Here is a 20,289-nt window from a genome sequence, read left to right on the forward strand (position 1 = left end):
GTCCGGTGACTGTTCCCGCGCAGGGCCGGGCCGGCGGTGCGGGGCGTCAGGCGATCGGGGAGATCACCGCGGCGGTGCCGTAGGCGCAGACCTCGGTGCCGACGTCCGCCGCTTCCGTGACGTCGAAGCGCATCATCAGGACGGCGTTGCCGCCGCGCGCCTTGGTCTGCTCGACCAGCCGCTGCATCGCCTCGTTGCGGCTCTCGACCAGGGTCTTCGTCAGACCGCGCAGCTCGCCGCCGATCAGCGACTTCAGGCCGGCGCCGATCTGGCTGCCGAGGTGGCGGCTGCGGACGGTCAGTCCGAACACCTCGCCGATCACGTGGTCGACCCGGAAGCCGGGGATGTCATTGGTGGTCACGACCAGGACGTCGGCGTTCGGGCCCTGCCCGCCGCCGTACTCATTGATGTCAGCCATGCGGCTCATCCTGCCAACGTCCTGCGTCCGAGTGACCGAGGCGGGGCCGGGCGATGGCCGAGAAGGCGCCCGGAAGCTGGTCCGGACCGGTGATCGGGCGGCGGAAAGGCCGTACCGTAGCCCCATGGGCGAGCGAAGCGATCATCCACAGGGGCCGGGCGCGGCGGAGGACTCCGGTGCGCAGGAGATCGAGGCGACGGTGGTGCTGGGCCTGCGGATCACCGACTGGCCGGCCCTGCGCGCGGCCGCGATCAGGGCCGTAGAGGAACTGGACTTCGAGGGCATCGACCCGGCGGGCCAGCGTCGCGAACTGCTGCGCGAGGTCGCCGAGGACGCCAACGCGGCGCTCGGCGCGCTGCTGCACCCGGACCGGCTGGTGGCCGCGATCCCCGGCGTCGAGGCGATCGGCGGCACCCTGGAGATCAGCGTCACCGAGGACTTCACCCCGGACTTCGCCGACCTGTTCCCGCTGGAGGCCGAGGACGAGGACGGCGGTGCGGGCGCGGACTGGACGCTCACCCCGCGCACCGCCTGCCTCCTCCACGCCCAGCTGCTCGGCCTCGCCGACGCCGCCTACGACGACCTCGACGAGCACGGGGACGATCCGGTCGTCGACGGCGAGGACACGGACTGGACGGTCTTCGCCCGGCTGCCCCAGCGCACCTGGCGGTTGCACCGGGGCTGGCGCCGCACCATGGCCCGGGCCTTCGACGACCTGGCCGACGACCTCGCGCTCGGCGAGTGGCCGCTGCCGCGCTGCCTGGCCGAGGAGATCGCGCTGCGGATGGCACTGGTGGACGCCCGGGTGCTGCTCGGCGCGCAGCCCGAGTCGGTCGCGGACATGATGGGCGACCTCCCGGCCGACCTCTACGACTACGACTGGGACGGCTGCCACGACGAGCTGTTCGGCGTGTACGGGCCGGACGAGGGCGATCCGGAACTGGCCGCGGAGCAGCGGACGGAGATGCTGCTGGCGGCCACCCACCCGGAGGGCTGGTTCCTGATGTACGAGGACGCGGAGGAGCGGGACCCGCAGCGCGGCTACCGGCGCTGACCGGGCGTCGGGACGCTGGCGGCTGGTGCGCTGGGGCTGGGGCGCCGGGGCTGGGGACGGACGGGCCCCGGCGGTGGCGGGCGGGGCGGGGCTGGCATGCTGGACGGGTGACTTCTCCGTTCGATGACCAGGCTTCCGTCTCCCCGTCCGCCGTCTCCCCGGCTTCCGTTCCCTCGCCCGCGGGTACTCCCGGCGCTGACGCCGGTGCCGCTTCCGGCGCCGTGGTCTCCCCGGCCGCCGAGGAGCGTGACGCGCTGCCGCAGTACGTGCTGCCGCTGGTCGTGCGGGTGGAGCGGGCCACCCCGCCCGGGCGGACGGACGCGCTGGAGACCTCGGCGCGGGCGGTACTGACCCTGCTCGCCGACCCGCGGGTGACCGAGGCGGACGGCGAGTGGGCGGAGCGGATCGCGGCCTGGGAGGACGCCCGGATCCGCAAGGTGGTCCGCCGGGCCCGGGGCGGGGAGTGGCGCCGGGCGGGCGAGCTGCCGGGCGTCACGGTGCAGGGGCAGGAAGCGGAGGTGCGCGTGTTCCCGCCGGTTCCGCTGGACGGCTGGCCGAAGGAGCTCGCCAAGCTGCAGGTCTCCGGGACGGATCTGGAGGAGACCGTCGAGGTCGGCGCGCCCGAGCCGGGAGTGCCGGTGCTGTGGCTCAACCCGGAGCTGGAGATGAGCGCGGGCAAGACGATGGCGCAGACCGGGCACGCCGCCCAGCTGGCGTGGTGGCGGCTGGAGGAGGCGGCGCGCAAGGAGTGGGCCGAGTCCGGCTTCGCGCTGGCCGTGCGGACGGCCTCGCCGGAGGCGTGGGAGGAGCTCGTCCGCAGCGGGCTGCCGGTGGTCCGGGACGCGGGCTTCACCGAGATCGCGCCGGGCAGCTGCACCGTGATCGCGGAGCACCCGGCGCTGCGGTGACCCGGCGGGCGGCCGACGGGTAACAGATAACAGCCGACAGATAACAGATTTCGAAATCTGTTATCTGTCGACTGTCATCTGTCAGCCGTCGGTTGTCACTCGTTCCTCGTCATCGGCTAGGCGCCGGGAACCTCGTACCGCCGTATCGCCCGCAGGCCCCCGCAGACCGCGAGCGCCGTCCAGGCCGCCATGATCAGCAGCCCGGTCCAGTGCCCGTAGTGGACGCCCGGTTCGGGCTGGGTGCGCATCGCGTACAGTCCGGCCCGGTCGGGCAGGAACTGGCCGGCGTCGCGGACGCCGGGGATGGCGGCCAGCAAGGTGGTGCCGAGGAAGACCATCGGGGGCAGCAGGCCGAGCGCGGCAGTGAAGTTGCCCAGCACCGCGGTCAGTCCGAGGCAGAGCAGCACCAGCATCGGGTGGTACAGCACGCCGGCCAGGAAGCTGCGGGTCAGGCCCGGGGTGGACAGGTCGAGGCCGACGGTGGCGTCGACGGCCAGGAACGATCCCGCCGTGGAGGCCAGTCCGAGCAGCAGGCCCAGCCCGGCGCCGAGCGCGAGCTTGGCGCCGTACAGCCGGCCGCGGTGCGGGACGGCGGTGAGTGAGCCGCCGATCATGCGGGTGTTGAACTCCTGCCCGATGAGCAGGATTCCGATGCAGGCCACCGCGACGTGGCCGAAGTTGAGCCCGTAGAAGATCCCGCCGGCCGGGTCCTCGCCGGGGGTGTGGTCCTTCGCCCCGTAGGCGACGTTGACGGCCGCCGTGACGCCGACGGTCAGGGCCAGGGCGACCAGCGGGGCCGCCCACTGCGAGGGCAGGGTGGTGAACTTGATCCGCTCCGCACGCAGGGCGGCAGCCGTCCCGCTCATCGTCTCTCCCATCTCTCGTTCCTGCGTGGTCACTTGGTGCGCCGGACGGCGCGCAGGCCGCCGTAGGCCGCCAGGGCCGTCCAGAGCGCCATGATGAGCAGCCCGGTCCAGTGGCCGTAGTCGACCTGGGGGTCGTCGACGTAGCGCAGTGCGTACTGGCCGGCCCGGTCGGGCAGGAACTGGACCAGCCGGCGGACCCCGGGTACGCCGCTGAGCAGCGGCGAGAGCAGGAACACCGTCGGGACCAGCAGCCCCATGGCGGCGGTGAGGTTGCCCAGCAGGGCGGTCGCCCCGAGGCAGAGCACCACCAGCAGCATCTGGTAGATCACGCCGGCGATGACGCTGCGCGCCAGGGCCGGTCCGTCCCACGCGCCGGGGACGGTGGCCGCGTACCCGGCGAGGCCGCCCGCCGTGCCGAGGGCACCGACCGGCAGTGCGACCAGCGCGCCGGTCGCCAACTTGGCGCCGTAGAGCCGGCCGCGGCGCGGAACGGCGGTGAGCGACACGTCGATCATGCGGGTGTTGAACTCCTGGCCGATCAGCAGGATGCCGAAGCACACCAGCGCCGCCTGGCCGAAGTTGAGCCCGTAGAAGATGCCGACGCTGGGGTCGTCGGTGAGGTTGTGGTCGGCGCCGTGGAGGATCGCGCCGGTGAGGGTGGTGACCCCGGCGGTGAGCAGGAGTGCGAGCAGCGGGGTGATCCAGAGCGAGCGCAGGGTGGTGAGCTTGATCCGTTCGGCGCGAAGGGCGTTGACGGTGAGGGAGCGGGCGGTGGGCGCCTGGTGGGCCGGGGTTGGAACAGGGGTCGGGATGGTGGCGGCCGGGGTGCTCATGCGGCGGCCTCCGCCCGGTACTCGACGCTGCCGGCGGTCATCCGCATGAACGCGTCCTCCAGTGAGTCCTGTCGTACGGCGATCTCGTACAGCACCACGCCGTTGGCGGCGGCGAGTGCGGCGATCCGCTCGGGCTCGGCACCGCTCACCTCCCAGGCGCCGCCGTCGACTCGGGTGGCATCGAGGCCGTGCCCGGTGCCGCCGAGCAGGGCGGCGAGTTTGGTCGGGTCGACGGCCCGGACGCGGACCCGGGTGCGGCCGTGGCGGTCGATGAACTCGGAGGTGGCGGCGTCGGCGAGCAGCCGGCCGCGTCCGATCACCACCAAGTGGTCGGCGGTGAGGGACATTTCGGTCATCAGGTGGGAGGAGACCAGCACCGCCCGTCCCTCGGCCGCGAGTTCGCGCAGCAGGGTGCGGATCCAGCGGATGCCCTCCGGGTCCAGGCCGTTCACCGGCTCGTCCAGCATCAGGACCGGCGGGTCTCCGAGCAGCGCGGCGGCCACCCCGAGGCGCTGGCGCATGCCGAGCGAGAAGGTGCGGATCCGGCGTCCGGCCGCCTCGCTCAGGCCGACCTGGGCGAGCACCTCGTCCACCCGGCGCTTCGACAGCCCGTTGCTCGCGGCGAGCCAGCGCAGATGGCCGTGCGCGGTGCGCCCACCGTGCAGGGCCTGGGCATCCAGCAGCGCGCCCACCTGCCGCAGCGGGTCGGCGAGTTCGGTGTACGGGCGGCCGCCGACCAGGGCGCGTCCGGCGGTCGGGCGGTCGAGGCCGAGGACCAGGCGCATGGTGGTGCTCTTGCCGGCGCCGTTCGGGCCGAGGAAGCCGGTCACCACGCCGGGTCGGACCTCGAAGGAGAGGTCGTCGACGGCACGCCGGTCGTCGTACTCCTTGGTCAGGCCCTGGATCTCGATCACGGCCGTGCTCCCTTCGGATCGTTCGGTGGTGCGCTGCTGCCGGCGGTTCCGGCCGGTGGTCACATTCGACCGCAGCGGGCCCACCGGCGGATCCCGCAGGGGAGTGGAGCCGCCTCCCTCTCGGGAGGGAGCGTGCCCGCACCCGGGGCGGGAGCCGGGAACCGCCGACGAACTGGCAGGATGGCGCGGTGCCCAAGATCGCCGTGCCCAAGATCGCCGTGCCCAAGATCGCCGTGCCCAGGATCGCCGTGCCCAGGATCGCCGTGCCCAGGATCCTCGCGCCGCTGCTGGCCGGCGCCACCTACGCGCGTCTGCTGCACCTCTTGGTCGGATGGATCTTCATGGGCGTCGTCCTGCTGGTCTATCCCGGGACGTACGGGCTGACGCTCACCCGGATCGTGGCGGAGTGCGTCGCCGTGGACTCCGTCCTGCTGATGCTCGCAGCGCTCATCCCGGCGACCCGGCGGGCGGAGGGGATCCAGGCCCGGCTGCTGCTGGTGCCCGACCGCGAGCAGGACATCGCCGCCGACTCCTCCCGCGGCTGGGCCGACCGGTGGCGCACCGCGCTCTGGCTGATCGGCCGGGTCGCGCTCGGGTCGGCCGTCGGGATGGCGACCGTGCTCGGCGTCAACGCCGGCGGCGGCCTGCTGGCGGGGCCCCGCGGGCAGCACTACCTCCTGCTCCTGCCGGTGGCACTGTTCGGCTACGGCTGGCTGGTGGTGGCCGCCAGACGCCTCCAACTCGCCATGGCCGTACGGCTGCTGAGCCCGTCCCCGGCGGAGCGGCTGGCGGAGGCGGAGTTGCGGGCCGAACGGCTGCTGGAGCGCAACCGGTTGGCCCGTGAGCTGCACGATTCCATCGGCCACGCATTGACAGTGACGGTCATTCAGGCCGGTGCGGCCCGCGAGGTCGGCGACCAGGCCTTCGTCGCCAAGGCGCTCGAAGTCATCGAGGAGACCGGGCGCCAGGCCATGGACGACCTCGAACGCACCCTCGTCCTGCTGCGCGAGACCCCCGCCGGGGCGAACTCCGTGGCCACCGAACAGCCCGGAATCGACCAGCTGCCCGCGCTGTTCGACACCGCCCGCGCGGCCGGCAGCCCGGTCGAGGCGCGGATCGAGGCGTCCGCCGACGTGCTGCCTGGAGTGCTCTCCCGCGAGTCGTACCGGATCGTCCAGGAGGGGGTCACCAACGCGCTCAAGTACGCACCCGGCGAGCCCGTCGGTGTCCGGATCGCCGTACGGGCGGGGCAGTTGGAGCTGCGCTGCGCCAACCGGCTGCCGGGCGGCGGGAACCGGCCCCCGGCGGGCGGGACGTGGCCGGGCTCGGGCGGGGCGAGGTCGGGCGCGGGTAGCGCGTGGCCGGGCTCGGGCGGGGTGCGCAAGGGCGGCAAGGGCCTGCGCGGCATCCGTGAGCGCGCCACGCTGCTCGGCGGAGAGGCGACGGCGGGGGCGGCGGAGGACGGGAGCGGGGAGTGGGTGCTGAACGTGCGGCTGCCCCTACGCTTGGGCTCGTGACGAACGATCTTGTGGTGGACGGTCCGACCGGGAGCGCAACGGGCATGGCGGGCACGGGCGCGGGCACGGCGGGCGCGGGCATGACGGACATCCTGCTCGCCGACGACGAGGAGCTGGTCCGGTTCGGCTTGCGCGCCGTCCTTCAGGCGCAGGGGGACCTGCGGGTGGTCGGCGAGGCGGCCGACGGCGCGGAGGCGGTCGCCCGGGCGCGCGAACTGCGGCCGCACGTCGTGCTGATGGACGTCCGGATGCCGGTGATGGACGGCCTGGCGGCCACCCGCGAGCTGCTGCGTCCCGGCGCCCCCGGGGAGCGTCCGCCGCGGATCCTGGTCGTGACCACCTTCGAGAACGACGACTACGTCTACCAGGCGCTGCGTGCGGGCGCCGACGGCTTCCTGCTCAAGCGCTCCCGCCCGGCCGAGATCGCCCAGGCGGTACGGCTGGTGGCGGCGGGGGAGTCGCTGTTGTTCCCGGCCGCGATCCGCCGCCTGGCTGCCGGGCACGGCAACCTGACTGCCCGCGCCGCCATGGAACGGGCGGCACTGACCGAACGCGAGGCGGAGGTGCTGCGGCTGATCGCGCGCGGCCTCAGCAACGGAGAGATCGCCGAACGGCTGTTCCTCGGCGTGCAGACGGTGAAGACGCACGTCAGCAGCGTGCTGGCGAAGCTGGGTGCGCGGGACCGTACCCAGGCGGTGATCGCCGCGTACGAATCGGGGTTCGTCGAGCCGTCGGAGTAGGACCCGGTCAGGGGCCGTGCGCCGGGGAGCCGGGCGGGCGGGTGCTCGGTCGGTTGCGAGAGCGGACGGGCGGGTGGGCCGGACGGGGCTCAGGCCGGGTAGGCGTGGGTCTGGGTGGCCTTGACCGAGGCCCAGACCGCCGCTCCGGGCGCCAGCCCCAGCTCCGCGACCGCCGCCGGGGTGAGGTCGGCGGCCATCGGCAGCTCGCCGGACAGGTCGGCGCGGATCCGGTCGCCGTGCAGGTCCAGGCCGGTGACCTCGGCCTTCCACAGGTTGCGCGCGCTGGACTGCGGGCGCTCGCGGTAGAGGGTCACGGCGGAGGGCGGGAAGGCGACGAACGCCGGCCCGTCCAACTCCTCGGCGGTGGCCAGGACGGTGCCGTCCGGGAGCGTGACCTGCGTGCCCTCGGCCCGGCCCTGGTACAGGTTCAGCCCGACCAGGCGGGCGATGTAGTCGGTGCGCGGCCGCCGGGCGACCTCCGCCGGGCTGCCGGACTGCACCTCGATCCCGTGCTCGATCACCACCAGCCGGTCGGCCAGCACCATCGCGTCCAGCGGGTCGTGCGTCACCAGTACCGCCACCGCCTCGAACTCGGCCAGGTGGCGCCGTAGTTGGGCCCGCACGTCGAGGCGGGTGCGGGCGTCCAGGGCGGCCAGCGGCTCGTCCAGCAGGAGCAGTCGGGGGCGCACGGCGAGCGCCCGGGCCAGTGCCACCCGCTGGGCCTGACCGCCGGAGAGCCGGCCGGGGCGGGCCGAGGCGTGGTCGGCCAGGCCCATCCGCTCCAGCCAGCCGGCCGCCTCGGCCCGGGCGGCGCGCTTGGGGCGGCCCTGGCAGCGCGGGCCGAAGGCCACGTTGTCGAGCGTGCTGAGGTGCGGGAACAGCAGGTAGTCCTGGAACACCACGCCGACCGGCCGCTCCTCGGCGGGGGTGTGCACGCGCTGCTCCGGGTCCTCCAGGAGGCGGCCGTCCAGGCGCAGGTGGCCGCCGGTGAGGGGCAGCAGCCCGGCGAGGGCGCGCAGGGCGGTGGATTTGCCGGCGCCGTTGGGGCCGAGCAACGCGACCACCTCGCCGGGGGCGGCGGTGAGGGCGAGGTCGAGGGTGAATGCGGGGCGTTCGACTCGCAGTCGGGCGTCGAGTGCGTGGCCGGTGGTGTTCTCGGTGCTCATCGGGTCGGCGTCCAGGTGTCCGAGGGGGTGCCGGGGGCGGGCGGGAGCGCGAGTGCGGTCACCGACGAAGGTGCGGTCACCGACGAGGGTGGGGCCACCGACGAAGGTGCGGTCACCGACGAGGGTGGGGCCACCGACGAAGGTGCGGTCGTACACGCGGACGCGGTCGTACACGCGGGCGTGGTCACGGTCGCGGCGGTCACGGGGTGGACAGCCAGCGGTCGCGCAGGCCGACCAGTACGGCGACGGATACCACCAGCAGCACCAGCGACAGCGCGATCGCCGCCTCCGGATCGGACTCCATGGCCAGGTAGACGGCCAGCGGCATGGTCTGGGTGCGGCCGGGGAAGTTGCCCGCGAAGGTGATCGTGGCGCCGAACTCGCCGAGCGCCCGGGCCCAGGCGAGGACGGCTCCGGCGGCGATCCCCGGGGCGATCATCGGCAGGGTGACCCGCCGGAACGCGGTCAGTCGGGAGGCGCCCAGGGTCGCGGCCGCCTCCTCGAAGCGGGGGTCGGCAGCCCGCAGCGCGCCCTCGACGCTGATCACCAGGAACGGCATCGCCACGAAGGCCTCGGCGATCACCACGCCCGTGGTGGTGAACGGCAGGGTGATGCCGAAGGCCGAGTCCAGCCAGGACCCGACGATGCCGCGCCGCCCGAGCACCAGCAGCAGCGCCACACCGCCGACCACCGGCGGCAGCACCAGCGGCAGGGTGACCAGCGCCCGGATCACCCGCCGGCCCGGCAGTTCGGTCCGGGCGAGCAGCCAGGCCAGCGGGACGCCGAGGAGCAGTGACACGACGGTGGCCGCCGTCGCGCTGATCAGCGACAGGCGCAGTGCGTCCCAGACAGCGGGGCTGGTGAGCTGTTCGGACAGGGCGCTCCAGGGCGCCCGGATCAGCAGGCCGACCAGCGGCAGGATCAGGAACGCCAGCCCGAGCAGCGCCGGGAGCAGCAGGGTGACCGGGATGCGGTGTGCCCGTGGGCGGGGCCGGCGGCGCGGCAGGACCTTCGTGAGCCCCGCCGCCCCGCCGGTCGGCCCGTCGGTGGTCCCGGCGGCTGTACCGTCGACCGGCCCGTGGGCAGCCCCGTGGGCAGCCCCGTCGGCCGGGTGGTCGGGATCGGAGCCGGTGGTGCGGTCGCTCACGGTGCCTGGAAGCCCGCTGCGGTCAGCGCCTGCTTGGCCTCGGGCGACTGGACGTACGCGACGAAGGCGGCGGCGCCCTCCTTGTTCGGTGCCTTGGCGAGCGCGGCGATCGGGTAGTCGTTCACGGCCTTGGCCGCCTCGGGGAAGTCCACACCGTCGATCTTCGCAGCATCGGCCTGCACATCGGTCTTGTACACCAGCGAGGCGTCGACCTCGCCGAGTTCGACCTTGGTGAGCGCACCCTTGACGTCCTGCTCCAGGGTGACCGGGGTGAGGTCGAGGCCGGCGGCCTTGAGTGCGGTCTGGGCGGCGGCGCCGCACGGCACCTCCTTCGCGCACAGCGCGACCTTCACGCCGGAGGCGGTGAGGTCCTTGAGGCCTGCGATGTGCTTGGGGTTGCCCTTGGGGACGGCGATGGCGAGCGTGTTCCTGACGAAGGTCGTCGGCTGGCCGCTCGCGCCGCCCGCGTCGGTGACGGTCTTCATGGTGGCCGGGCTGGCGGCGGCGAACACGTCCGCCGGGGCACCGGAGTTGATGCTGGTCGCAAGGCTGGAGCTGCCACCGAAGTTGAAGGTGACCTTGGTGCCCGGGTTGGCGGCCTCGAACTTCTTGCCGAGCTCGGTGAAGGTCTCCTTGAGCGAGGCGGCGGCGAAGACGGTGATGGCGCCGCTGGCCTTCGGAACGCCGCTGCCGCCGTCGGCGGGGGCCGAGGCGTTCGCGGAGCCGTTCGCGGAGGCGGGTGCGTTGGAGGCGGCGGAACCGGACTTTCCGCCGTCGCTGCCGCAGGCGGTGACCCCGAGGCTGAGGGCGAGGGCCGCAGCGGCAGCGACGGCGAGTCTGCGGGTGGTGCCGGTCGTACGGGAGCTCATCGGTGCTTCCCCTCCAGGGTGCGCGCCGGAAGGGGCGCGGGGGTGGCCGCAGGTGCGGGCATTACGGCGATCATAGTGCCGCAAATGCGAGCGATAAATCCTCTGTCGCTTCGCACAGGCGGGGGTTGTCACGGGCCTCGGACCTGCTGTGGGATGGCTCAAACGGGGCGGCGGTGTGGGTACCGGGCGGATGCGGGACGGGCGCGCGGGGAGGCGTGCCAGTGCATGGCGGGGCGCAGATGCGCGGTAGGGGCGTGCAGAAAATGCTTCGCGCCGGGGGCGGTCGAGCGGTCAGAGTGGGGCCGGTCCGTACATCCGGCCTGGCCGCGGCAGGTGCGCCGGCCCGGCCGAGCCAAGGGGAGGAGTCCGTCCATGTCCACGCTGCGCGTCACCGCCGAGAAGCTGACCGTCCTGGAGCACCCGAACGCCGATGCTCTGGAGCTCGCCCAGGTCGGACTCTACCGGGCGGTGGTCGCCAAGGGCGTGTACCGGACCGGAGAGCACGCGATCTACATCCCCGAACAGTCCGTCCTCCCCGAGGAGTTGATCGAGGAGCTGGGCCTGACCGGCAAGCTGGCCGGATCCCTGGCGAACCGGGTGAAGGCGGTACGGCTGCGCGGCGAGCTGTCCCAGGGCATCGTCTGCCGGCCCGCCGCGCTCGCCGGCACCGACCTGGCCGTCGCGGCCGAGCGCGGCGAGGACTTCGCCGAGCTGCTCGGGGTGGTCAAGTGGCAGCCACCGGTGCCGACCTCGATGAGCGGCGTCGCCGTCAGCGCCCCGGAGCTGCTGCCCTGGGTCGACATCGAGAACCTCAAGCGCTACCCCGACGTCTTCGAGCCGGGCGAGCCCGTCGTGCTGACCGAGAAGCTGCACGGCAGTTGCTGCCTGATGACGTACACCGCCGCCACCGGCGAGGTGCAGGTGTCGTCCAAGGGGATCGGCGCGCAGGGGCTGGCGCTGGTCGAGGACGAACGCAACCTCTACTGGCGCGCGGTGCGTGCGTACGACATCCCGGCGGTGGCGGCCCGGCTGGCGCAGCGCCTCGGCGCCGAGCGGGTCGGCATCTTCGGCGAGGTCTTCGGCGAGGGCGTGCAGGACCTCGGCTACGGCGCCTCCGCGCGCACCGAGCGGCCCGGCTACGCGGCCTTCGACGTGTCGGCCGTCGTGGACGGGCGGCTGAGCTGGCTGCCCGCGGCCGAACTGCTGGACGGCGAGCTGCCGTTGGTGCCCGAGCTGTGGCGCGGGCCGTTCGACCCGGAGGCCGTGCTGGGGCACGCCCAGGGCAAGGAGACCCTGTCCGGGCGCGAACTCCACCTGCGCGAAGGCGTGGTGGTGCGGCCGGTGACCGAGCGCTGGAGCCCGGTGCTCGGCGGGCGGGCGATCGCCAAGGTGGTCAGCGACGCCTACCTGACCCGCAAGGGCGGCACCGAGTACGAGTAGGCCGGGCGCCGCGCGCCGCCGTGCGAGGGGGACACACTTCTTCCGGCAATGACTACCCGTCAGTAGAGTCGGCGGTGTGCATCCCCTGCCGAAGGAGTCGTCCATGGCCACCGAGACCGCCGTACCCGGACCGGCCGGCAATCCGCTGGTCGGATCGCTGTTCGACCTCACTCGCCGTCCGCTGCGCACCTACCTCGCGGCCCGGCGCGACCACGGGGACGTCGTGCGGTTCCAGGCCGGTCCGCCCGGACTGCGGGCCGACTTCTACGCGGTGTTCTCCCCGGAGGGCGTCCAGCAGGTGTTGGGCGGCGAGGCGGCCAACTTCCGCAAGGAGAACGCCTTCTACGACGAGCTGCGGACCAGCGTCGGCAACGGGCTGCTGACCAGCCAGGACGGCGACTACCAGCGCCAACGCCGGCTGGTCCAGCCGCTGTTCACCCGCCGCCGGGTGGACGGCTACGCGGACGCCATCGCCCGGGAGGTGCAGTCGCTCGCCGAGCGCTGGCGGGCGACGCCGGGCGGGGTGGTGGACGCGGCGGAGGAGACGTCGCGGTTCGCGCTGCGGACGGTCGCACGGATCCTCTTCGGCGCGGACGTGGAGGAGGCGGTGGAGGTGGTGAACGACAGCTTCCCCGCGCTCGGCGAGTACATCAAGGAACGCGGCTTCTCCCCGGTCCGCATCCCGCGCACCTGGCCGACGCCGGGCAACCGGCGCGGCCTGGCGGCGCAGCGGGCACTGTACGAGGTCTGCGACCGGATCATCGCCGAGCGCGCCGCGAGCGGGGGCGGCGACGAGGACGCGGACGACCTGCTCACCCTGCTCGGGCGGGCGCGCGGGGAGGACGGCGAGCGGCTGGATCCGGCCGAACTCCGGGACCAGGTCCTGGTGTTCCTGCTCGCCGGGCACGAGACCACGGCGACCTCGCTGGCCTTCGCGCTGCACCTGCTGGCCAAGCACCCCGGACACCGCAAGCTCGCCCGGGAGGAGGCGCGCTCCGTCCTGGCCGGGCGGGCGCCGACGGCGGCGGACCTGGAGGCGCTTCCGTACCTCACCCGGGTGCTGAAGGAGGCGATGCGGCTCTACCCGGCGGCGTCGCTGGTCGGCCGGCGGGCGGTCGCCGAGACGGTCATCGACGGGTACGTCATCCCGGCGGGCGCGCAGGTCGTGGTGGCGCCACTGGTCACCCACCGGCACCCCGAGCACTGGGCGGACCCGGAGCGCTTCGACCCGGACCGCTTCCTGCCGGAGGAGGAGAAGGCCCGGCACCGCTACGCCTGGTTCCCCTTCGGGGGCGGGCCGCGGGCGTGCATCGGGCAGCACTTCTCGATGCTGGAGGCGGTGCTGACCCTGGGGGTGCTGCTGCGGGACTTCGACCTGGAAGCGGTGGACGGTCGGGTGGCGCTCGCCCAGGGGATCACTCTGCGGGCGGCGAGCCCGATGCGGATCCGGGTGACGCCGGACGCGGAGGGCGTGTAACCCGTCTGTGACGGCGGAGGTACCCGGCCTGTGACGCCGGACGCGGCCGGTCTGTGAGGCCGTCCGGGCACAGGACCGGGTCATTCGAACACATCGCCCCGCTATCGTGGGCAGCTTTTCAGATCTTCGGGTGGTGGTTTCCGGCCCCTCGATAGCGTCCCACGCACCCCAGGCCGGAAGCGCACATGCGGCTGGCCGATGACCGAGCGGCCGCACGGAGTCCGCCCGGCCCGGGGAGCCCGGGCGCACCGCGTACCGCCCCGGGCCCGACAGGTCGACCGGAGGTCCCATGGGCACCCTCAACCAGTTCGGCCTCGGCCGGCTGGCCGCGGCCCTGCTGATGGTGCCGGTCGTCTCGGTCATCACCCTGTGGGGGTTCGCCACCGTCACCACCGCCCAGGGCGTCTGGGGCCTGCTGCGCCAACGAGACGCCCAGCGCACCCTGCTCACCCCTGTGGCCGAAACGGTCGCCGGGCTGCAGACGGAGCGCACCGCCGTCGGCCGGCTGCTGGCCGCCCCGCCGACCGCCCCCGCCGCCGCCCGGGAGAGCGCCCTGCGCGAGGCCGTCGCCGCCACCGACCGGGCCCTCGCCCCGCTGTTCCCCGACCCCCGGCACCCCGACCGGGGTGACAACCGCGCCGACGCCCAGGGCCTCGGCGGCGACGCGGCCACCCGCCTGGACGCCCTCGGCACCGCCCTCGCCGCCCTGCCCGGGCTGCGCGACCGTGTCCTCGCCAGGAGCGTCGGCTGGCCCGAGGCCTACGCCGTCTACGGCGAGGCGGTGGACCGGGCCATCGCCGCGGCCGGCGCCGTCACCTCGCTGCAGGACCCCGGCGCGACCACCGACGCCCGGGTACTGCCCGAACTCGCCCGCTCCCGCGAGCTGTTGGCCCGCGAGGACGCCCTGCTGCGCGCCGCCCAGCTCTCCGGGGCGCTCGGCGACGAGCAGTTGCGCGAGTTCTCCGGCGCGGCCTTCGCCCGGCGCGCGTTCGAGCGGGGCGCCGCCGCCGACCTGCGCCCCGCGAACCGGGCGGCGTTGCTCGCCGTCAGCGACGGCCAGGACCATCGCGAGCTGGAGCGGTACGAGGAGGAGGTCCGCACGGCCCCCGACGGACGGGCCGCCGTCGCAGCCGTCCCGTCGGACCGGTGGGCGGTGGTCGCCGAGAAGGTCACGAACGGCCTGCGCGCCGTCGAGGACCGGGTCGGGCGGCTCGCCGCCGATCGACAGCACCCGTACGCCCTGGGGCTGTTCACCCCGGCCGGGGTGGCCGCGCTGCTCGGCCTGCTCGGTGTGGCGGCCTCGCTGGTGATCTCGGTGCGGATCGGGCGCGGACTGGTCGCCGAGCTGATCGGCCTGCACGACTCGGCACTTGAGCCGGCCGGACGACAACTCCCGGACACCATGCGGAAGGTGCGTGCGGGTGCGGAGGTGGACATCGAGGCCGAGGTACCACGGCCGGTGGACGGCGCCGACGAGATCGGCCAGGTCCACCGGGCCCTGGGTACCGTCCAGCGGGCGGCCGTCACGGCGGCGGTCGAACGGGCCGAGGTGCTGTCCGGGGTCTCCGGGGTGTTCGTCAACCTCGCGCGCCGCAGCCAGGTGCTGGTGCACCGCCAACTCACCCTGCTGGACGCGATGGAGCGCCGCACCGAGGACCCGTCCGAGCTGGCCGACCTGTTCCGGCTCGACCACCTCACCACCCGGATGCGCCGGCACGCCGAGGGCCTGATCATCCTCTCCGGCGCCGCCCCCGGCCGGGCCTGGCGCAGGCCCGTTCCGCTGCTGGACGTGGTGCGCTCGGCCGTCTCGGAGGTCGAGGAGTACACCCGGGTCGAGGTGCACCCGCTGCCGCGTACCTCCGTCGCCGGGCACGCCGTCGCGGACCTCGCCCACCTGCTGGCCGAACTGGTCGAGAACGCCACCGGCTTCTCCCCGCCGCACACCCGGGTGCACGTCCGGGGCGAACGCGTCGGCAGCGGCTACGTGTTGGAGATCGAGGACCGCGGCCTCGGCATGGGCCCGGAGGCGCTGGCCGCCGCCAACCACCGGATCTCCGACGCCGAGCAGACCGACCTCCTCGACAGTGACCGGCTCGGCCTGTTCATGGTCAGCAGGCTCGCCCGGCGGCAGGACGTCAGGGTCTCGCTGGTGACCTCCGCGTACGGCGGCACCACTGCTGTGGTCCTGCTGCCAACCTCGCTGCTGGCCGACGGGGTGGCCGGGGAGGAACCGCAACGGTTCGACCCTGTACCGGAGCTGGACGTCGAACCTCCCGAGCCCGTCGGTGTCGTGAACCCGGTGGCCGTGCCGGGCGGCGGGGAGGGCGATGGATCTCCGGCGGCGGGTGGGCCGCCGCCGGATGGCGGGGCGCTGCTGCCGTTCGACGCCCGGGAGAGCGACCCCGGGCCGGCGCGCGGCACCCCGCTTCGGGCCTCCGCTGCCCGAGCGGACGGCCCGGCTGCGGACGGGGGCTCGGGTGCCGCCTCCCGCCCGCAGTCCGGGCCGCCGCAGCCGCGCCGCCGCCCGTCCTCGCCCCGACCTGAAGGAGAGCATTCATGATCGGCACCACCCGCCGTGCGGGGAGGCCGAACCGGCTGGTCGGAGAACGCCTGAGCGCCCCACTCCATGCGAGGGACGGCTGGTGAGTCGGGTGCCCCGCCCATTCGACAGCCGATCCCCAGCGGAACGCCCGCCCTGGGAACGGCACCCGGAAGACCCGCGAGCCCCGTTCGAGGGGCGCCCCCGCAACCCGCTCGCCGCCGCCCAGTGGGCGCGCTGGTACGACGACGAGGCCGGCCCGCTGGTCCGTCCGTACACCATGACCCGGGGGCGCACCGGCGTCGGCGAGCGGTACGACCTGATCGCCGTGGCCGTCTGCGACCTGCCCGATCCGGCACTCGACCCGGATGCGCCCGAGCCGCCGGTCGGCCCGGAACAGGCCCGCATCCTCACGCTGTGCCGGGGCAACCCGCTGTCCGTGGCCGAGCTCGCCGCCGACCTCGACCTGCCGGTGGGCGTCGTACGGGTGCTGCTCGGCGACCTGCTGGCGGCCGGGCTCATCCGGGTCAGCCGTCCCGTCCCGCCTGCTCTGCTCCCCGACGAGCGCATCCTCCGGGAGGTCATCCATCTCCGGAGGGCGAGGGACGACAGCTGACAGCGGACAGATAACAGATAACAGATGATGAAGTCTGTCTGCTGTCATCTGAACTCCGTCATCTGTTATCCGTCCGCTGTCGCTGTCCGTCGCCATGAGCGGCGAGAGCAGCCGCAGGGTGAGGACCCGCCCCTCCCAGGATCCGTGACGAATTGTTCACGAATGACTGCGCACGGTGAGGCTGCGAACTATGATGTGACCCATGTCACAACGCTTCCGATCGGGCTGCGGCCGGCCCTGATCGGGCGTTCGGGTGCCGATTCCCGGGGAGAGCGGCATGGCGGATTGCGGTGGTCGGTGCGCGACCGGCAGTGGGCCGGGAAAGGGCTTCGCCCCGCGCGGGCACGGCGGTCAATCCGCCGAATTCAACCGGGTGTTCACGGAGCTGCTGCCCAGGCTGCAGCAAGCGGCCGCCTCGCTGACCGGAAACCGGCTCGCCGCCGGGGACATCGTCCACGACGCCTACCTGCGGATCGCCCGCCGCCCGGAGCGCTTCCTCGGCCATCCGCAGCCGTACGCCTACGCGTTCACCACGATGGTGAACATCCTGCGCGACCAGTGGCGCCGGGAGCGGCGCAGGGTCCCGGTGCCCGAGCTGCCGGAGGCCGCCGCCGGGCTCGGCCGGGACCGGATGGTGCCCGACCCGCGGGCAGGCGGGATGGCCGAGTTGCAGGCGCGCTGGGAGGTGGTCCGGCTGCTGGGCCTCCTGACCGCCAAGCAGGCCCGCGCGGTGGCGCTGGTGGATCTGGACGGCTACAGCGTCGACGAGGCCGCCGAACTGCTCGGGCTGCACCGCAGCACCCTGGCCGTCACCCGGCGCCGCGCCCACGGGCGGCTGCGCGCCGTCCTCGAACACGAGCGTCAGCACGAGCACGAGCACGGGCGTCAGCACGAGCACGAGCACGAGCACGGGCGGAGCCGGGACCGGGGGTGGCACCCGAGCAGTGGCGCCGGCAGGCGGCCCGACGCACCGAACTGACGGCAAGTCAGCTGATGCGCCGCCCCGGCCCTTACTCTGCGAATCGTGATCACGTACGAGGACCGCCGCCTGCGCGCCCTGGCCGAGGACGGCCGCTGGCACGAGCTGCTCGCCGCCTACCGGCAGGGCCGGGCGGCCGCCGTGGCCGAGGCCGGGGAGGAGACCGCGGCGGCCTTGGCCGCGCCGCTCGGTCACCTGATCGCCTACGCGGCGCCGCCCGAGCTGGCCGTCCGGCTCTTCGACCGGGACGGCGGCGAGGGGACGGTCGCGGGGGTGGCCGACCATGACGCCGGTCCGCTCTGGGAGGTCCTGGCGACCCGGCACTCCTGGCTGCGACTGGCCCCGCTGCTTGGCCCCGCCCCGGTGCGCCGACTGGTCGCGCACACCCGGGTGCTGCTCGGCGAGGACCTCTCGTACGGTGCCGAGCCCGACCCCGAGGGCGTGCCGCTGCGGCTGGAGCCGTGGGAGGCGGCGGGCTGGGAGGAGGCGGCGCGGGTGCGCGAGTACCTGCCCGGCGGGGGTGCGCGCAGCGCGCTGCTGACCCTGCCGGCCAACCGGGAGGGCCTGGGCGAGGTGGAGCTGCCGGCGCCGGCGGCGCGGACGGACGGGCGGCTCGACGGGGCGCGGGTCGCCCGGGCGCTGGACGAGCTGAGCGCGCTCGCGCCCTGGGCGCAGGTGGTCTGCGTCCGCGGCCAGGCCCCGCTGGCGGCTGCCCTGCTGGCGCGGGGCCGACGGGTGGTCGGCGGGTATCTGCCGTTCGCGCTCGCCTACCCGGCGCTGGTGCGCGCCGCCGCCGTTGGCCGTACGCACGGCTGCGCGCACGGGCGTCTGCGGCTGTGGCGGGCACTGGCCGCGATGGCCGGGGCGGACGGATCGGACGGGCTGAACGGGCCGCAGGGCTTGGACCGGGGTGAGGTGAACGCGCTGGTGGAGCGGATGCGCTGCTTCACCTGGCAGGAGCCGGCCGCCGGGCTGCACCATCTGCACCTCGCGCTGGAGGATCCGGCCAGCGGGGTGGCCTGGGCGGTCAGCGGCTCCCAGGAGCTGTGACGGCCCGAGTCGTGGGTTGTCGGAGTTGCGGCGGCCGACGTCACGCTGGGCCGGGGAGGCGGGGAGGCGGGGAGGCGGGGAGCCGGGGAGCCGGGGAGCCGGGGAACGGAAGGGCCCCCGACCCGGCGCCGTTTCCGGGGATGGTGCGTGGCGCCGGGGCGGGGGAGTCTCGGGGCTTGAACTCGTACCGTCGCTCAGGCGGCGGCCGCGGCTCCCCGGGTCGGGACGGCTTCGGGCGCGGCTTCGGGTGCGGCTTCGGGTGAGCCCTCGCCCGTACCGTCGCCGCCCGTGCCCTCGGGCGTCGGGCCGCCGGCTCCGTGGCCGTCGACCAGGGTCAGTTCGTCGAACGGCACCTCGCCGGCCAGGACCCGGCGGGCGCGCTCGGCGTCGAGTTCGCCGGTCCAGTGCCCGATCAGGACGGTCGCGACGGCGTTGCCCGCGAAGTTGGTGAGCGCCCGGGCCTCGGACATGAAGCGGTCGATGCCGACGATCAGTCCGACGCCGTCCACCAGCGCGGGCTTGTGCGACTGCAGCCCGCCCGCGAGGGTGGCCAGGCCGGCGCCGGTGACCCCGGCCGCGCCCTTGCTCGCGATCACCATGAACACCAGCAGCGAGAACTGCTCGCCGATCGACATCGGCTTGTCCATCGCCTCGGAGATGAAGATCGAGGCCATGGTGAGGTAGATCGCGGTGCCGTCCAGGTTGAAGCTGTAGCCGGTCGGCACGGTGATGCCGACGACGGGTCGGCTGACGCCCAGGTGCTCCATCTTGGCGATCAGGCGGGGCAGCGCGCTCTCGGAGGAGGAGGTGGACAGGATCAGCAGGAACTCGCGGCCGAGGTACTTCAGCAGCGCGAACACGTTGACCCCGGCGACCAGGCGCAGCAGCGTGCCCAGCACCACGACGACGAACAGCGCGCAGGTCAGGTAGAAGCCGATCATGATGACCGCGAGGCTCTTCAGTGCCGCGGTGCCGGTGGCCCCGACCACGGCCGCCATCGCCCCGAAGGCGCCGATCGGCGCGACCCACATGATCATCGCCATGACCCGGAAGACCAGCCGCTGCACGTGCTCGATCCCGCGCAGCACCGGGGCGCCGACCGGGCCCATCGCCTGCAGGGCGAAGCCGGTGAGCAGGGCGACCAGCAGGGTCTGCAGCACCTTGCCCTGGGTGAGGGCGGAGAACATGGTGTCGGGGATCATCCCGAGCAGGAAGTCGGTGGTGGACTGGGCGCCGCCGGCGGCCGCCTGGGCGTGGCCGGACTTGGCGAGCGCGGCGGTCAGGTGCAGGCCGCCGCCGGGCTCCAGCAGGTTGCCGACGACCAGGCCGATGGCCAGCGCGACGGTCGACATGGCGAGGAAGTAGCCGATGGCGAGGCCGCCGACCTTGCCGACCTTCGCCGCCTTGGTCACCGAGCCGATGCCCAGCACGATGGTGCAGAAGATCACCGGGCTGATCATCATCTTGATCAGGTTGACGAACCCGGTGCCGACCGGCTTGAGCTCCACGGCGAAGCCGGGAGCGGCCAGCCCGACCACCACGCCCGCGAGCACCGCGGCGATCACGGCGAGGTAGAGGTAGTGGGTCCGGTCCTTGCGTCTGGGTCCCCCCGCCGTTGCGGCTCCAGCGATCGACATCTGCGGCTCCTTCGCCCTGCAGTCCTGGCGGCCCCGGGTGGTGGGCCGCTCCGAACTATGGGCCCGGGCGTGACGGAGGTCACGTTTGCGTTCATAGAGTTCACGATCGGCGCACCGGG

General features: G+C 74.0%; 18 protein-coding genes. 10 read left to right on the top strand and 8 right to left on the bottom strand.

Annotated elements, in window-relative coordinates; all coding sequences use genetic code 11:
- Positions 1–46: 46 nt before the first annotated feature.
- Positions 47–418: a YbjQ family protein gene (locus BX285_RS27865; RefSeq protein ID WP_097235377.1), complete on the bottom strand. Its 372-nt coding sequence runs from the start codon at positions 416–418 to the stop codon at positions 47–49.
- A 124-nt stretch (positions 419–542) separates the two neighbouring features.
- Between BX285_RS27865 and BX285_RS27870 the strand changes: the two genes are divergently transcribed.
- A complete protein-coding gene (locus BX285_RS27870) occupies positions 543–1,472 on the top strand; it encodes a hypothetical protein (RefSeq protein ID WP_121178604.1) in 930 nt (309 codons plus the stop codon).
- A 221-nt stretch (positions 1,473–1,693) separates the two neighbouring features.
- Positions 1,694–2,380 carry an aminoacyl-tRNA hydrolase gene (locus BX285_RS27875; protein WP_097235375.1) on the top strand — a complete coding sequence of 229 codons (687 nt, stop codon included), beginning with the start codon at positions 1,694–1,696 and terminating at the stop codon, positions 2,378–2,380.
- 116 nt (positions 2,381–2,496) lie between these two features.
- On the opposite strand, the gene BX285_RS27880 is transcribed toward BX285_RS27875, so the two are convergent.
- Genes BX285_RS27880 through BX285_RS27890 form a run of 3 tightly spaced genes read right to left on the bottom strand, consistent with a single transcriptional unit; the run spans position 2,497 to position 4,993 of the window.
- Positions 2,497–3,258 carry an ABC transporter permease gene (locus BX285_RS27880; protein WP_147465241.1) on the bottom strand — a complete coding sequence of 254 codons (762 nt, stop codon included), beginning with the start codon at positions 3,256–3,258 and terminating at the stop codon, positions 2,497–2,499.
- 17 nt (positions 3,259–3,275) lie between these two features.
- Positions 3,276–4,079: an ABC transporter permease gene (locus BX285_RS27885; RefSeq protein ID WP_121178606.1), complete on the bottom strand. Its 804-nt coding sequence runs from the start codon at positions 4,077–4,079 to the stop codon at positions 3,276–3,278.
- The gene (locus tag BX285_RS27890; protein WP_097239860.1) at positions 4,076–4,993 is read right to left on the bottom strand and encodes an ABC transporter ATP-binding protein; all 918 of its coding nucleotides are present in this window, start codon (positions 4,991–4,993) and stop codon (positions 4,076–4,078) included. The genes BX285_RS27885 and BX285_RS27890 overlap by 4 nt, the downstream gene beginning before the upstream one ends.
- Positions 4,994–5,181: 188 nt before the next feature.
- Here BX285_RS27890 and BX285_RS27895 point away from each other — a divergent pair, with 188 nt between their 5' ends.
- Both BX285_RS27895 and BX285_RS27900 read left to right on the top strand, forming a co-directional pair.
- Positions 5,182–6,510 (top strand): sensor histidine kinase, encoded by a 1,329-nt coding sequence (locus BX285_RS27895; RefSeq protein ID WP_310794243.1) that lies wholly within the window; start codon positions 5,182–5,184, stop codon positions 6,508–6,510.
- Positions 6,511–6,590: 80 nt separating this feature from the next.
- Positions 6,591–7,250, top strand: coding sequence for a response regulator transcription factor (locus BX285_RS27900; protein ID WP_121179048.1), 660 nt, complete (start codon positions 6,591–6,593; stop codon positions 7,248–7,250).
- An 89-nt stretch (positions 7,251–7,339) separates the two neighbouring features.
- Here BX285_RS27900 and BX285_RS27905 read toward each other — a convergent pair whose 3' ends face one another.
- From BX285_RS27905 to modA, 3 genes are all read right to left on the bottom strand, one after another.
- On the bottom strand, positions 7,340–8,416 hold the full coding sequence (locus tag BX285_RS27905) for an ABC transporter ATP-binding protein (RefSeq protein ID WP_121179049.1): 1,077 nt from the start codon (positions 8,414–8,416) through the stop codon (positions 7,340–7,342).
- A 199-nt stretch (positions 8,417–8,615) separates the two neighbouring features.
- Positions 8,616–9,422, bottom strand: coding sequence for an ABC transporter permease (locus tag BX285_RS27910; RefSeq protein ID WP_097239856.1), 807 nt, complete (start codon positions 9,420–9,422; stop codon positions 8,616–8,618).
- A 137-nt stretch (positions 9,423–9,559) separates the two neighbouring features.
- Positions 9,560–10,432 (bottom strand): molybdate ABC transporter substrate-binding protein, encoded by an 873-nt coding sequence (gene modA / locus BX285_RS27915; RefSeq protein ID WP_097235372.1) that lies wholly within the window; start codon positions 10,430–10,432, stop codon positions 9,560–9,562.
- 372 nt (positions 10,433–10,804) lie between these two features.
- Between modA and BX285_RS27920 the strand changes: the two genes are divergently transcribed.
- The 6 genes from BX285_RS27920 (at position 10,805) to BX285_RS27945 (ending at position 18,533) form a co-directional block, all read left to right on the top strand.
- The gene (locus BX285_RS27920; protein WP_097235371.1) at positions 10,805–11,872 is read left to right on the top strand and encodes an RNA ligase (ATP); all 1,068 of its coding nucleotides are present in this window, start codon (positions 10,805–10,807) and stop codon (positions 11,870–11,872) included.
- 103 nt (positions 11,873–11,975) lie between these two features.
- Positions 11,976–13,349: a cytochrome P450 gene (locus tag BX285_RS27925; RefSeq protein WP_121178607.1), complete on the top strand. Its 1,374-nt coding sequence runs from the start codon at positions 11,976–11,978 to the stop codon at positions 13,347–13,349.
- Between the two features lie 289 nt (positions 13,350–13,638).
- Positions 13,639–15,909 carry an ATP-binding protein gene (locus tag BX285_RS27930; protein WP_121178608.1) on the top strand — a complete coding sequence of 757 codons (2,271 nt, stop codon included), beginning with the start codon at positions 13,639–13,641 and terminating at the stop codon, positions 15,907–15,909.
- A gap of 91 nt (positions 15,910–16,000) precedes the next feature.
- A complete protein-coding gene (locus BX285_RS37545; protein WP_183107288.1) occupies positions 16,001–16,504 on the top strand; it encodes a DUF742 domain-containing protein in 504 nt (167 codons plus the stop codon).
- Between the two features lie 373 nt (positions 16,505–16,877).
- Complete coding sequence (locus BX285_RS27940; protein WP_259470815.1) at positions 16,878–17,483, top strand: RNA polymerase sigma factor; 606 nt, start codon at positions 16,878–16,880, stop codon at positions 17,481–17,483.
- Positions 17,484–17,528: 45 nt separating this feature from the next.
- Complete coding sequence (locus tag BX285_RS27945; RefSeq protein WP_121178611.1) at positions 17,529–18,533, top strand: hypothetical protein; 1,005 nt, start codon at positions 17,529–17,531, stop codon at positions 18,531–18,533.
- A gap of 194 nt (positions 18,534–18,727) precedes the next feature.
- Here BX285_RS27945 and BX285_RS27950 read toward each other — a convergent pair whose 3' ends face one another.
- Positions 18,728–20,170 (bottom strand): cation:dicarboxylate symporter family transporter, encoded by a 1,443-nt coding sequence (locus BX285_RS27950; RefSeq protein WP_121178612.1) that lies wholly within the window; start codon positions 20,168–20,170, stop codon positions 18,728–18,730.
- Between the last annotated feature and the right edge of the window lie 119 nt (positions 20,171–20,289).

The sequence above is a fragment of the Streptomyces sp. 1114.5 genome (genome assembly GCF_003635085.1).
In the GTDB taxonomy this organism is placed as follows: domain Bacteria; phylum Actinomycetota; class Actinomycetes; order Streptomycetales; family Streptomycetaceae; genus Kitasatospora.

Bases quoted from the DNA above. Each gene is read 5' to 3' on its own strand.
- BX285_RS27865 (WP_097235377.1), bottom strand. From the start codon at position 418: ATGGCTGACATCAATGAGTACGGCGGCGGGCAGGGCCCGAACGCCGAC.
- BX285_RS27870 (WP_121178604.1), top strand. From the start codon at position 543: ATGGGCGAGCGAAGCGATCATCCACAGGGGCCGGGCGCGGCGGAGGAC.
- BX285_RS27880 (WP_147465241.1), bottom strand. From the start codon at position 3,258: ATGGGAGAGACGATGAGCGGGACGGCTGCCGCCCTGCGTGCGGAGCGG.
- BX285_RS27885 (WP_121178606.1), bottom strand. From the start codon at position 4,079: ATGAGCACCCCGGCCGCCACCATCCCGACCCCTGTTCCAACCCCGGCC.
- BX285_RS27900 (WP_121179048.1), top strand. From the start codon at position 6,591: ATGACGGACATCCTGCTCGCCGACGACGAGGAGCTGGTCCGGTTCGGC.
- BX285_RS27905 (WP_121179049.1), bottom strand. From the start codon at position 8,416: ATGAGCACCGAGAACACCACCGGCCACGCACTCGACGCCCGACTGCGA.
- modA (WP_097235372.1), bottom strand. From the start codon at position 10,432: ATGAGCTCCCGTACGACCGGCACCACCCGCAGACTCGCCGTCGCTGCC.
- BX285_RS27920 (WP_097235371.1), top strand. From the start codon at position 10,805: ATGTCCACGCTGCGCGTCACCGCCGAGAAGCTGACCGTCCTGGAGCAC.
- BX285_RS27925 (WP_121178607.1), top strand. From the start codon at position 11,976: ATGGCCACCGAGACCGCCGTACCCGGACCGGCCGGCAATCCGCTGGTC.
- BX285_RS27930 (WP_121178608.1), top strand. From the start codon at position 13,639: ATGGGCACCCTCAACCAGTTCGGCCTCGGCCGGCTGGCCGCGGCCCTG.
- BX285_RS27950 (WP_121178612.1), bottom strand. From the start codon at position 20,170: ATGTCGATCGCTGGAGCCGCAACGGCGGGGGGACCCAGACGCAAGGAC.